The sequence below is a fragment of the Paenibacillus sp. CF095 genome (assembly GCF_900101225.1).
Lineage (GTDB): Bacteria > Bacillota > Bacilli > Paenibacillales > Paenibacillaceae > Paenibacillus.
In genome coordinates, this window is sequence record NZ_FMZN01000006.1 from 16,568 (window position 1) to 31,731 (window position 15,164).

Below are 15,164 nucleotides of genomic sequence, written 5' to 3' on the forward strand. Positions count from 1 at the left end.
TTACGCATGGGAGCCGAGGGGCACAGCTGCTAGGCAGAGGATTGCCGCATGCGATCAACTGGGCAATCCAAGCAGTGACATGGCGCAAGCCATTGATATTGTTGTCAGATGTTTGAAAAGGAGATGAGCGAGGCTGGAGCGTTGCTTTGGCATATGCTCCGCCGGATTGCTTTTACCGATGAAGAGAGGGGAACGATCCAGATGGCTTTTGAAAAAGAAACGTTGTTTTGGAACGAAAAATTCGGTAGTGACGATTATACCTTGACGCGGTTGCCTTACAGCAAAGCTCCAAACTCCCGGGTGCCCAATGTCAAAACCGTTGGCGGTTCGCTTTCGGAGGAAGCGGCGCAGCGCGTCCTTCAAATGAGCAAGGGTGCTCCGCTGGCTGCTTTTATGATTTTGCTCGCTGGTGTTCAGGCACTCTTGCATAAATATACAGGAGTTTCAGACATTCTGGTCGGCATGCCAGTTGTGCGGAAAAAGGCGGAGACGCGTCGATCCGTTAATCATACGGTCATTTTGAAAAACTCGCTTTCGGTGGGGGCAACTTTTAAAACGCTGCTGAGCGAACTGAGGACTTCCTTGCCGGAAGCCATTCAGCATCAACATATTCCGTTCTTGAAAATGACGGAGAAGCTGGATCTGCAATATGCAGAAGGGATACCCTTCGTCCATACGCTAGTATCCCTTAAGGAGTTGCATCTGGACGAAATTGGGCAAAACGTGGTCACAGACTGTTCCTTTGAATTCAGTTTAACCGGCGGGACGATACAGCTAGCGCTGTCATATAACGAGCACTTATATGACTCCGAGTTCATGAATCGGGTCGTTGGCCATCTGAATCGCCTGCTGTCCGTGGGGCTTCATGAGCTGGAGCTGGACATCGTGCGAGCGGACATGCTGTCGGAGGACGAAAAATTTCAATTACTGCAAAGCTTTAACGATACCGAGAAGGACTATCCTCGTGATCAGACGATTCATCAGCTTGTGGAGGAGCAAGCGAAGCGTGTGCCCGAGGCGACGGCGGTTGTTTTTGAGGGGCAGCAGCTTTCATATGCAGAGCTGAACGAACGGGCGAACCAGCTGGCGCGTACGCTACGATCGGTCGGCGTGCTGCCTAATCAGTTGGTAGGCTTGATGGTCAGGAGATCGCTGGAGACGGTCATTGGCATTCTGGCGGTTCTGAAAGCTGGTGGTGCCTACGTGCCGATCGACCCGGAGTACCCGGAAGAACGTATCCGCTACATTCTTGAGAACTCAAACGCGCAGCTGCTGCTGACTCAAAGAGAGCTGTTACAGCAAGTCCCGTTCGAAGGGACCGTATTGGCGCTAGATGACAAGCAATTCTATAGCGACGATGGTTCCAACCTGGAGGCGGCCAGCGGTCCAAACGATCTTGCTTATGTCATTTATACGTCAGGTACAACGGGCAAACCCAAAGGGGTCATGCTGGAGCATCGTGGTTTGGTCAGCTTGAAGCTGATGTTCGCAGACAGGCTGGGCATCACGGAGCAAGACCGGATCGTTCAATTTGCGAGCTTGTCCTTCGACGCATCCTGCTGGGAAGTTTTCAAAGCACTCTATTTTGGCGCGGCTTTGTACATCCCGACGGCAGAGACAATTCTCGACACTCGTCTGTTCGAGAGTTATATGAACGAGCATGCGATTACGGCGGCGATTTTGCCTCCGACGTACAGCGCTCATTTGAACCCAGATCGTCTTCCCAGCTTAACAAAGCTTGTAACGGGAGGTTCGGCGGTATCAGCCGAATTCGTGCAGCAGTGGAAAGCGAAGGTTCACTATTTCAATGCTTACGGCCCTACCGAGGCTTCGATTGTTACGACGCTTTGGGATGCGGATGAGCAGCAGCCGGAGCGCAGAGTTATTCCGATTGGGCGCCCGCTGGCTAATCATCAGATTTTTATTTTGGATGCCCACCTGCAACTTGTGCCTCCGGGAGTGGACGGTGAGCTGTGCGTGGCAGGCGTGGGGCTTGCGAGAGGTTACCTGAACCAACCGGAGCTGACGGCAGAGAAGTTCGTGGAACATCCGTTTGCGCCGGGAGAACGCCTATACCGGACAGGAGATCTCGCCCGCTGGCTGCCGGACGGTAATATGGAGTACTTGGGCCGGATCGACCATCAGGTGAAAATCCGTGGATTCCGAATCGAGGTCGGTGAGATTGAAGAGCAACTTCTGAAGATCGACTCGGTGCAGGAGACGATTGTGATCGCGCGGGAAGGCAAAAGTGGGCAAGAACTGTGCGCTTACCTGGTCGCGAGCCTCCCTCTTACGCTCGGCGAGCTGAGAAGCGCGCTGGCGCAAAAATTGCCGAATTACATGATTCCGGCGCATTTTGTTCAGCTACCGCGGATGCCGCTCACGCCGAACGACAAAATCGATCGTAAGGCTTTGCCTGCCCCGGAAGGCAACGCACTGACCGGTGGCGCTTACGTAGCTCCCCGCAATGAAACTGAGCGAACGCTTGCTGCTGTGTGGCAGGCGGTATTGAACGCCGATCGTGTTGGGGTAACGGATCATTTCTTTGAGCTCGGCGGAGACTCGATCAAGTCCATTCAAGTATCTTCGCGGCTTCATCAAGCCGGGTACAAGCTGGAAATCCGGGATTTATTCAAATATCCGACGATTTCACAGCTCAGCCTGCATGTGAAACCGATCAGACGTACCATCGATCAAGGCGAAATAACGGGTGAAACGGCTTTGACACCGATTCAGCATTGGTTTTTCGAGAGTTCCTTTGCGGACCCGCATCATTTCAACCAGTCGGTGATGTTTTATCGGAAGGAACGCTTCAACGAAGAGACAGTGTATCAGGTGCTGCAAAAGCTGGCCGAGCATCATGATGCCTTGCGCATGGTGTTCTGCAAGACGGAACAAGGGTTTAGTGCGTTAACCCGAGCGATTCAGGATGGTGGGCTGTTCACGCTGGACGTGTTCGACTTTAAGGATGCGGAGAATCCCACGCAGGTTGTGGAAGCGAAGGCAACGGGCATTCAAGCAGGCATCGATCTGGAGAACGGGCCCCTCATGAAGGCGGGACTGTTCCAGTGCGAGGACGGAGATCATTTGCTGCTCGCGGTTCATCATGCTGTGGTAGACGGCGTGTCTTGGCGCATTTTGATGGAGGATTTCGCTCTAGGTTACGAGAAGACTGGAAAAAGCGAGGAAATTCGTTTCCCGGCGAAAACAGATGCGTACCGCACTTGGTCCGAGCAGCTGGCTGCTTACGCGCAAAGTCCGGAGATAGCGAAGGAACGGGCCTATTGGCAGGCCGTGGAACAAATGGAGGTTCTGGCCGTGCCGAAGGATATGGAGGCGGACGTTACGACGCAGTATGACAGCGAATCGCTGTTTGTCCGTTTATCTCCTGAAGAAACGGAGCTGCTACTGAAGCGGGTTCACCGTGCCTACAACACCGAAATGAATGATATTTTGGTAACGGCGCTCGGAATAGCCTTACACAAATGGACGGGGCACGAACGGGTGCGGATCAATCTCGAAGGACACGGACGTGAATCGATCGGAACGGATATCGACATCACGCGTACAGTTGGCTGGTTTACGACCAAGTTTCCGGTCGTACTGGAGCCGGAAACCGACCGAGATTTGGCATATCAGATTAAACAGGTCAAGGAAAACTTGCGTCGCATTCCGAACAAGGGGCTTGGGTACGGTATATGTCGCTATCTCTCGAAATCGGAGGATGGATTGGTTTGGAGCGCAGAGCCGGAAATTAATTTTAACTACCTCGGTCAGTTCGACGATGATGTCAACCAAGACGAGATCGGCATATCTTCTTATTCCAGCGGCAGCCCGGCTAGCGACCGGCAGGCCCGCAGCTTTGTGCTGGATATCAACGGTATGGTGCTGGACGGCGCTTTATCGCTCGATCTCAGCTACAGCCAGAAACAGTATCGCAAGGAAACGATGGAAGCCCTCGCTCAGCAACTTGAGCACAGTCTCCGAGACCTCATTATCCACTGTGCAGGCAAAGAAAACACTGAATTGACGCCTAGCGACGTTCAATTTAAAGGCTTGACCATTGCAGAATTGGAGCAAATCGCCCAGCGCTCGGGCCATCTCTCGGAAATCGAAAATATTTACTCACTTACGCCGATGCAGAAGGGAATGTGGTTCCACAGCGCGCTTGACCGGCAAACGTCAGCTTACTTTGAGCAGACGCGGTTTACGATGCGGGGAGCGCTCGACGTCAAGCTTTTTGAGAGGAGTTGGATGGAGCTTGCGAAACGTCATCTGGTGCTGCGGGCGAATTTTGTGAAAGGACCGGCGGGCGAGCCGTTGCAAATCATACACCGCGACAAGCCGGTGGGTTTTGAATATGAAGAGCTGCTTCATTTGCAGGTGGACGAGAAACAAGCTTACTTGGATAAAAAGGCCGAGGAGGACAAGCTTCGCGGCTTCGACATGGAACATGACGCGCTCGTTCGGTTCACGATCCTGCGCACCGAAGAGCAAAGCTATCATGTACTGTGGAGTTTCCAACATATTTTGATGGATGGCTGGTGCCTGGCTCAGCTGACACAGGAGCTGTTTGAGGCATACTCGGCCTTGACATCCGGCGAGCAGTCAGCGGGAGATAAGGGATCGGATTATGGGGCCTATATCGAATGGTTGGAGAAACAGGACGATCAGACGGCATCAGCCTATTGGAAGGGATTCCTGGCAGGTTATGAAGGGCAAACCGTACTCCCGGGACAAAAGGAACTGGCGCCCAACGGCAGATTTACGGCTGATCACGTCACCGCCGAGCTGGGCAAGGACTTGAGCGAGCGGATGGACCGGGTGGCGAAACAGCGCCTGGTTACGGTCAATACACTGTTGCAAGCTATCTGGGGCGTGATGCTGCAAAAATATAATGGAACAAACGATGCCGTATTTGGCAGCGTCGTGGCCGGAAGACCGGCGGAAATCCCGGGCATTGAGTCCATGATCGGGTTGTTCATCAATACGGTGCCGGTCCGGGTCACGAGCGAAGCGGACACCGTGTTCGCCGACCTGATGGCGAAGCTTCAAGAGCGGGCGCTGGAGTCCGGGCGTTATGATTACTATCCGCTGTATGAAATTCAGGCCCGCAGCGTGCAAAAGCAGAACCTGATCAACCATATCATCGCTTTTGAGAACTATCCGGTGGACGAGCAGATGGAGCAGGCGGGGGACCAGCAGCACGGCGACCTGACGATCGCTGATGTTCAGATGGAGGAGCAGACAAACTATAACTTCAACGTCACCGTGGTGCCGGGAGACGAGATTGAAATTCGGTTCGACTTTAACGCCGAAGTGTTTGATAAAGATAGTATTGAGCGGCTCAAGGGGCATCTCGTTCATTTGCTGGAACAGGTGGTGGATAACCCGGAAATTACCGTGGGCGAGCTGGAACTTGTGACGGAGGCGGAAAAGGCTGACCTTCTTGGACGTTTTAATGACACCACCACGGAATTTCCACGCGGGAAAACGCTCATTCAATTGTTCGAAGAGCAGGCGGAGCGCATCCCGGATGCAGCTGCCATCTCCTTGAATGGGCAAGAGCTGACCTACCGCGAGCTGAACGAACGCGTTAACCGCCTTGCTCGTACCTTGCGTAGCCACGGGATATCCAAAGGTCGTTTGGTCGCCATTATGGCTGAGCGTTCCATTGAAATGGTGGTGGGTATGCTGGCGGCACACAAAGCCGGTTCGGCTTACGTACCGATTGACCCGGAATATCCCGAGGAGCGTATCCGTTTCTTGATCGAGGATTCGGGTGCGCAGGTCATGCTGACGCAAAGCCGATTGCGCGAGCGTCTGGCGGGTTCGGACTCCGTGATTTTCCTGGATGACGAGTCCTTCTATCACGAGGACCGCACAAATCTAAATCCGGGCAACGAAGCGACAGATCTGGCTTGCATCATCTATACGTCAGGCACGACGGGCAAGCCAAAAGGCAACCTTGTTTCGCACCGCAATATCGTGCGGATCGTGCGAAATACGAATTATATCGATATCACTGAGCGGGATCATGTACTCCAGCTTTCAAGCTATTCGTTCGACGGAGCGATTTTTGATATTTTCGGCGCTTTGACCAACGGGGCACGGCTGGTGCTGGTTCCCCACGAGACTTTGCTGGAAATCGGCCAGCTGGCGGATCTTATCCAGCGCGAGCGAATCTCGGTCATGCTGATTACGACGGCTTTCTTCAACGTCCTTGTGGATGTGAACGTCGACTGCCTGCGGGATGTCCGGGCGATTTTGTTCGGAGGAGAGCGCGTGTCGGTTGGCCATGTGCGTAAAGCGCTCGCTCATATCGGACCTGGCAGGCTCAACCACCTGTACGGCCCATCGGAAAGCACGGTTTATACCACGTATCTTCCAGTCGACTTTGTCGATGAGTCGGCGGTTACCGTACCCATCGGACGGCCGATCAGCAATACGACGGTGTATATCGTCGACAGCCAGAATAAACTTCTGCCGATCGGCGTGGCCGGGGAGCTTTGCGTCGGCGGAGAAGGCTTGGTAGGGGGCTACAATAACCGGCCGGAGCTGACGGCGGAGAAATTTGTGGAACATCCGTTTGTGCCGGGAGAGTGCATGTACCGGACAGGGGATTTGGCAAAATGGCTACCGGACGGCACGATTGAATACGTGGGGCGGACGGATGATCAAGTGAAAGTCCGCGGCTTCCGTATTGAGCTGGGCGAGATCGAAGCTCAGCTTCAGAAAGTGGAGGGAATTCGGAAAACGACGGTATTCGCGCGGGAAAACACCTCCGGAGAGAAGCAGCTTTGCGCCTATTATGAAGCGGATCGTGATCTTCCGGCGGCCGAGCTGAAGAGCGTGCTTTCCCAGGAACTGCCTGCCTATATGATCCCGGCTTACCTGATCCAGTTGGAGCGGCTCCCGCTGACAACGAACGGCAAAGTTGACCGCCGCTCCCTCCCGGCACCTGAGGATAGCTTGCAGCCGGGCGAAGGACGTACTCCGCCTCGGACTCCGTTGGAAGTGAGCTTGGCTGAAATATGGAAAAACGTGCTCGGATTGGAACACATCGGAGTTCATGACAACTTCTTTGACTTGGGCGGCCATTCCCTGCGGGCAACGACACTGGTGAGTAAGGTGCATCAGGAGTTGAACGTCGAGCTGCCTCTGCGCGACGTATTCCGTTACTCAACGATCGAAGAGATGGCTCTCGCCCTCTCCCGGATTGAAGAGCAGTTGTTCTCGTCGATTCCACTGGCAGACGAAAGAGCGTATTATCCACTTTCCTCAGCTCAGAAGCGGCTGTTTATCCTGAATCAGCTGGAAGGAGCCGATCAGAGCTATAACATGCCGGGAGTGCTGTTGCTCGAAGGATCGATTGACCATAGCCTGCTGGAGAAAGCTTTCCGCGGATTGATCAAACGTCATGAAACGTTGCGAACCGGATTTGAGGTCGTGCAAGGCGAAGCGGTACAGCGTATTTACGAAAGCGTTGATTTTGCCGTCGAGTGCCGTCATGCGAACGAGGAAGAAGCGTCTGCAGTCGTGCAGGCTTTTATCCGACCTTTCGACTTGGCGAAGCCACCGTTGCTGCGTGCCGAGCTCGTAGAACTGGCAGCCGATCGTTATTTACTGATGTTTGACATGCATCATATCATCTCCGACGGGGTTTCGATGGATGTGTTCGTTGAGGAACTCGTTCGTCTGTATGGCGGTGAGTCATTAGAGCCTTTGCACATTCAGTACAAGGACTATGCGGTATGGCAGCAATCGGACGAGCAAAAAGTGCAATTGAAACGTGAGGAAGCTTACTGGCTGGACCGTTACCAGGGCGAGCTGCCGGTTCTGGAAATGCCAACGGACTATCCGCGTCCTGCTGTACAGAGCTATGAGGGACATACGCTGACGTCCTTCGTGGATGAGGCAACGAACGAAGGCTTGAAGCAGCTGGCCGCTCAAAGAGGAGCGACGCTATATATGGTGCTGCTTGCCGCATATACCGTGCTTTTGCATAAATACACAGGTCAGGATGATTTGATCGTTGGCACGTCAATTGCGGGCAGAACGCACGGCGACATGCAGCCTTTGATTGGAATGTTCGTCAACACGCTGGCGATCCGCAATTATCCAGCTTCGGAGAAGACCTTCCTGTCGTATTTGGAAGAAGTGAAAGAAACGACCTTAGACGCTTACGAGCATCAGAATTATCCGTTCGAAGAACTCGTCGATAAAGTGCAGGTTAGCCGGGATTTGAGCCGCAACCCGCTGTTTGACACGATGTTCTCCCTGCAAAACCTGGAGGAGTCAGAGTTTGAGCTGGAAGGGCTGAAATTGTCCCCGTACCCTAGCGAATATGGTATGGCCAAGTTCGACCTGAGTGTGGATGTTACGGAAGAAAATGGCGGGCTGGAGTGCAACTTTGAATTCGCAACGGCTCTTTATAAAGAAAGCACGATCCGGCGGCTGTCGATTCATTTTGGACATTTGCTTGCGGCGATCGTAAGCCGTCCAGATGCGAAGATTGCCGAGCTGGACTTGCTGACGGCAGAGGAAGAAGAACAAGTTCTCAGTGCGTTTAATCCAGCGCAGCTAGAAGCGGCTCCTGCGGCTACGTTCCACCGGCTGTTTGAGAAACAGGCGGAGAGCACTCCGGAAGCTGAAGCTGTCGTGTACGAAAACGATCGGCTGACCTACACGGAGCTGAATGAGCGGGCGAACCGCCTGTCGGCAACGCTGCGCGCAAGTGGAATCGGCCGTGAGGAGATTGTTGGCATTCTCGCCGAGCGTTCGGTGGACCTGCTGGTGGCCGTGCTGGCCGTCTGGAAAGCGGGAGGGGCGTATGTACCGCTCGATCCTGATTATCCTGCAGACCGCGTGCGGTTCATGCTTGAAGACAGCGGAGCGAAGGTGCTATTGACGCAAACGCCGCTGCGAGAGCGTGCTGAAGCCTGGCTCAGCGAAGAGGAACTGGCACTGGCGACGGTGCTATATCTCGACGACGAAACGTCATACAGCGAAGACCGGGAGAATGCACCGCTTGACTCCAGCATGGTTTCCGGTAAAGTCTCCGGCGAGCTGACGGGTGCTGTGAACGGTGGTGGCGAAAGTCATCCAACTGATGTTGATGTTGTCGGTATGGACAGTTTCCATGAAGCCCGTCCTGAGGATTTGGCGTATGTCATCTACACATCGGGCACGACGGGCAAGCCGAAGGGTGTAATGATTGAGCACCGCAGCCTGGTGAACACGGCGGCGGGCTACCGGCGGGAATACCGGTTGGATCAGTTCCCAGTTCGGCTACTGCAACTCGCCAGCTTCTCGTTTGACGTGTTCGTGGGCGATATCGCACGGACGTTGTACAACGGCGGTACCATGGTCATTGTACCGAAGGACGACCGGATCGATCCGTCTCGTCTGCATCACTGGATAGAGCGGGAGCAAGTGACGATCTTTGAATCAACACCAGCACTGATCGTACCGTTTATGGAATATGTGCACGAACAGGGGCTGGATATAAGCGGGATGGAGCTGTTGATCACAAGCTCGGATAGTTGCAGCGTGGCGGATTACCGGACCTTGCAGGAACGTTTCGGCTCGTTGTTCCGCATCATTAACGCCTACGGCGTGACGGAAGCAGCAATCGACTCCAGCTTTTATGACGAGCAGTTGGCGAAACTGCCGCAGACAGGCCATGTGCCGATTGGCAAAGCGTGGCTGAATGCGAAACTCTACATTGTGGATGCGCATCTGAACCCTGTGCCAGTCGGCGTGCTGGGCGAGCTGGTCATCGGCGGCGTTGGGGTAGCACGTGGGTACTTGAACCGTCCAGAGCTGACGGAAGAGAAGTTTGTAGACAGCCCGTTTGTCGCGGGCGAACGGCTGTACCGCACGGGAGACTTGGCGCGGTGGATGGAGGACGGCAACGTGGACTTCATCGGGCGGATCGATAACCAGGCAAAAATCCGGGGTTACCGGATCGAGACAGGTGAGATCGAGTCGCAGCTGTTGCGGGTGGAAGATGTGCGCGAAGCGGTGGTGCTGGTTCGAAGTGATGCGAACGGGCAGAAGGCGCTGTGTGCGTATTACACACCAGATACCGGTGCGGAGCTGTTAGTGAACGATCTGCGCAGTGCGCTGGCGCAGGAGCTGCCGGGTTACATGATTCCGTCGTACTTCGTGGAGCTGGAGAGTCTGCCTCTGACACCGAACGGGAAAATAGACCGGAAGGCGCTGCCAGCGCCGGAAGGAGAAGCGGGAAGTGGAACGGAGTATGTCGCACCGCGGAATGAGCTGGAAATGAAGCTGGCGGTAATTTGGCAGGAAGTGCTGGGGCTTGCGAAGGAGATTGGTGTTCACGATAACTTCTTCGACATCGGCGGCCATTCCTTGCGGGCGACAACGTTGGTCAGCAAGATTCATAAAGAAATGAACGTGGATTTGCCGCTGCGCGACGTGTTCCGCCATTCCACGATCGAGAGCATGGCGGCCGTCATTTACCGGCTGGATGAGCAGACATTCGTTGCTATTCCGGTGGCGGATGACCGAGAGGTATACCCGCAATCTTTTGCTCAAAAACGTCTCTTTATCCTGAACCAGCTGGAAGGTACGGAGCTTAGCTACAACATGCCGGAAGCGATGCTGCTGGAGGGTGCTTTGGACCGGGCAAGGTTTGAAGAAACGTTCCGTAAGCTCGTGGCGCGGCATGAAATGTTGCGCACAGGGTTCGAAATGGTGGATGGCGAAGCATCACAGCGAGTTTACCAGGATGTGAATTTTGCGGTGGAGTTCTATCAAGCGGATGAGCAAGAGGTCGAAGCGGTGGTTCACGGTTTCGTCCGTCCGTTTGACTTGGCTAAGCCACCGCTGCTGAGGGTAGGCCTTGTTGAGCTGGCTCCGGAACGCCATATTTTGATGTACGACATGCATCATATTATTTCTGACGGCGTTTCGATGGAAATCTTTGTTGAAGAATTCGTGCGCTTGTATGGTGGAGAGCCATTGGAGCCGCTGTGCATTCAGTACAAAGACTACACCGTTTGGCAGCATTCGCAGGAGCAGCAGGAACGGCTTCAGCATCAGGGGGCGTATTGGCTGGACATGTTCCAGGGCGAGCTTCCAGTGCTGGAAATGCCGACTGACTATCCACGTCCGGCTGTACAGAGCTATGAGGGTCAAACGCTGGAGTTTTTCTTTGACGCTTCAAAAACCGACGGCCTGAAACAGCTGGCTTCGGAAACGGGCACGACGCTGTTTATGGTGCTGCTTGCGGCGTATAACGTGCTTCTGCACAAATATTCAGGTCAGGAAGACGTGATCGTTGGTACGCCAATTGCCGGAAGGAATCATGGAGATGTGCAGCCGTTGATCGGGATTTTCCTAAACACGCTGGCGATTCGCAGTTATCCGTCTTCGGAAAAAACATTCCTGTCATATCTGAACGAAGTCAAAGAAACAACTCTGCATGCCTTTGAGCATCAGAACTATCCGTTTGAACAATTGGTGGACAAGGTGCAAGTCACCCGTGATTTAAGCCGTAATCCGCTCTTTGATACGATGTTTACGATGCAAAATACGGAGAACGAACAATTTGAGCTGGAAGGGCTTCGCCTGATTCCTTATCCGAGCGTACTGGATACTGCGAAGTTTGATATCAGCTTGGATGTGGGCGAGGAGAACGGCGGGTTGGATTACAGCTTTGAATATGCGACGGCTCTTTACAAAAGGGAGACGATTGAACGGCTGGCAAAACATTATGAGCAGCTGCTCGTGACAATTGTAAACCGTCCAGATGCGAAGATTGCCGAGCTGAACTTGCTGACTGCAGAGGAAAAAGAACAAGTTCTCGGTGCGTTTAATCCAGCGCAGCTAGAACCGGCTCCTGTGGCGGCGTTCCACCAGCTGTTCGAGGAACAGGCGGAACGCACACCGGAAGCGGAAGCTGTCGTGTACGAGAATAACCGCCTAACATATGTGGAGCTGAACGAGCGAGCGAACCGCTTGGCGGCTATGCTACGCACAAGCGGCATCGGCCGGGAGTCAATCGTTGGCATTCTCGCCGAGCGTTCGGTGGAGTTGCTGGTAGCCGTACTGGCCGTCTGGAAAGCGGGCGGGGCCTATGTACCGCTCGACCCGGATTATCCGGCGGACCGGGTGCGGTTTATGCTCGAAGACAGCGGAGCGAAGGTACTGCTGACACAAACGCCGCTGCGAGAGCGTGCCGAATCCTGGCTCGGCGAAGAGGAACTAGCACTGGAGACGGTACTGTATCTCGATGACGAAACGTCATACAGCGAAGACCGAGCGAATGCACCAATGGACTTCGGACAAGGCTCCTCCGGCGAGCTGACGGGTGCTGTGAACAGCGATGATCCGAGTCATCTGAAGGTTGCTGGCTTGGACAGCTTCCATGAAGCTCGTCCAGAGGATTTGGCCTACGTGATCTACACGTCAGGTACGACGGGTAAGCCGAAGGGTGTAATGATCGAGCATCGTAGTCTGGTGAACACGGCAGCGGGCTACCGACGGGAATACCGATTGGATCAGTTCCCGGTAAGGCTGTTGCAACTCGCTAGCTTCTCGTTTGACGTGTTCGTGGGTGATATCGCGCGGACGCTGTATAACGGAGGCACGATGGTGATTGTGCCTAAGGAGGACCGGATTGATCCGTCTCGTCTGCACCACTGGATGGAGCGGGAGCGGATCACCATCTTTGAATCGACGCCGGCACTGATCGTACCGTTTATGGAATATGTGCACGAACAGGGGCTGGATATAAGCGGGATGGAGCTGTTGATCACAAGCTCGGATAGTTGCAGCGTGGCGGATTACCGGACCTTGCAGGAACGTTTCGGCTCGTTGTTCCGCATCATTAACGCCTACGGCGTGACGGAAGCAGCAATCGACTCCAGCTTTTATGACGAGCAGTTGGCGAAACTGCCGCAGAAAGGCCATGTGCCGATTGGCAAAGCGTGGCTGAATGCGAAATTCTACATCGTGGATGCACATCTGAACCCTGTGCCAGTCGGCGTGCTGGGTGAACTGGTTATCGGCGGAGTCGGCGTGGCGCGCGGGTACTTGAACCGTCCAGAGCTGACGGAAGAGAAGTTTGTAGACAGTCCTTTCACCGCTGGTGAGCGGATGTATCGCACGGGAGATTTGGCGCGGTGGATGGAAGACGGCAACGTGGACTTCATCGGCCGGATCGACAACCAGGCAAAAATCCGGGGTTACCGGATCGAGACGGGTGAGATTGAGTCGCAGCTGCTGCGGGTGGAAGGCGTGCGTGAAGCGGTAGTGCTGGTTCGAAGTGATGCGAACGGTCAGAAGGCGCTGTGTGCGTATTACACACCGGATACCAGTGCGGAGCTGTTGGTGAACGATCTGCGCAGTGCGCTGGCACAGGATCTGCCGGGTTACATGATCCCGTCGTACTTCGTGGAGCTGGAGCGCTTGCCTCTGACGCCGAACGGAAAGATGGACCGGAAGGCGCTGCCAGCGCCGGAAGGGGAAGCGGGAAGTGGAACGGAGTATGTCGCACCGCGCAATGAGCTGGAAATGAAGCTGGCGGTGATTTGGCAGGAGGTGCTGGGACTTGTGAAGGAGATTGGCGTTTACGACAACTTCTTCGACATCGGCGGCCACTCCCTGCGAGCGACGACACTAGCGGGCAAGGTATTTAAGGAACTAAACGTCAACCTCCCGCTGCGCGACGTATTCCGTCACTCCACGATTGCGGCGATGGCCGATGCGATTGCCCGGATGGAACGGCGGGAGCATGAGGCCATTCCTCAAGCGGAAGAGAGAGAGTACTACCCTCTGTCCTCCGCGCAGAAACGGCTGTTTATTCAGCACACGCTGGATGGAGCGGATCAACTTTACAACATGCCGGAACTGGTGCAGGTGGAAGGCAAGTTTGATTTAGACCGGTTGGAAGCCGCATTGCGGAAACTGATAACACGGCATGAATCGCTGCGCACCGGTTTTGAAATGGTGAAGGGCGAAGCGGTTCAGCGGATTTACCCGCAGGTCGATTTTGCTATTGAGCATCATCAAGCGGATACAGAGGATGCAGCTCAAGTTGAGCAGATCGTCCGCAACTTCGTTCGTCCGTTTGATCTCGGCAAGCCGCCGCTGCTGCGCGCCGGAGTCGTCGAACTGGAGCCGAACCGGTATATTCTCCTTTTCGATATGCACCATATTGTGTCCGACGGCGTATCGATGGCGATTGTGATGGATGAGTTCTCGAGTTTCTACGCCGGGGAAGAACTGCCGCCACTACGCATTCAATATAAGGATTATGCCGTTTGGCAGCAGTCGGAGGCCCACCGAGAGCGGATCGGAAGGCAGGAAGCGTACTGGCTGCAAACCTTTGAAGGCGAGCTGCCAACGGGGGATCTGCCGATGGACTACGAACGTTCTACAGTTCGCAACTACGAAGGTGCGCATCTGGAGTTCGATGTCGAAGCTTCTCTCTCTGCGCGGCTGCGTGAATTGGCGGCCGAGCGTGGAAGCACGCTGTACATGGTGTTGCTTGCGGCATATACCGTGATGCTGTCCAAGTACAGCGGGCAGGAAGACTTAATCGTGGGCACCCCGGTGGCGGGAAGAACTAACGCCGATTTGGAGCCGGTCATCGGCATGTTTGTTAATACACTGGCGCTCCGAAATCGTCCGTCAGGCGAAAAAACGTTCTTGTCCTACCTTGATGAAGTCAAGGAAGCGGCGTTGGGAGCTTTTGAGAATCAGGATTATCCATTCGAGGAGCTCGTGGAGCGTTTGAATGTGAAGCGGGAGCCTGGCCGCTTCCCACTGTTTGATGCCGTTTTCGACTTGCAAAATATCGAAGAACGAGACGCCGAACTGGAAGGGGTCAGCCTGAAGAATTACGAGCTTGACCAACTGGAAGAAGCGAAGTTTGATCTGACGTTGTTTATGTATGAAAACGAAGGGGCGCTGAGCGGGGGCTTTTTCTACGCCACCAAACTGTTCAAAGAAACGATGATCCGCACCTTAACCGAGGATTACCTGCGGGTACTTTCTCAAATTGCGGAAAATCCACAACTTGAGCTAAGCCGGATTGAATGTCATAAACCGGCGGCAGGCGCAAAGAGTGCCGTCGATACGATCGAATTCGCGTTTTAATATTACAAGCGCGCTCCGCCGTCAAGCGA

1 protein-coding gene is annotated in these 15,164 nt (G+C 54.4%); it reads left to right on the plus strand.

Features of this window, described 5'->3' with window-relative positions; translation table 11 throughout:
* The first annotated feature begins 108 nt into the window (after positions 1-108).
* Entirely contained in the window at positions 109-15,135 is a 15,027-nt protein-coding gene (locus BLS69_RS27685) for a non-ribosomal peptide synthetase (protein WP_091038392.1), read from the plus strand.
* The last annotated feature ends 29 nt before the right edge of the window (positions 15,136-15,164 follow it).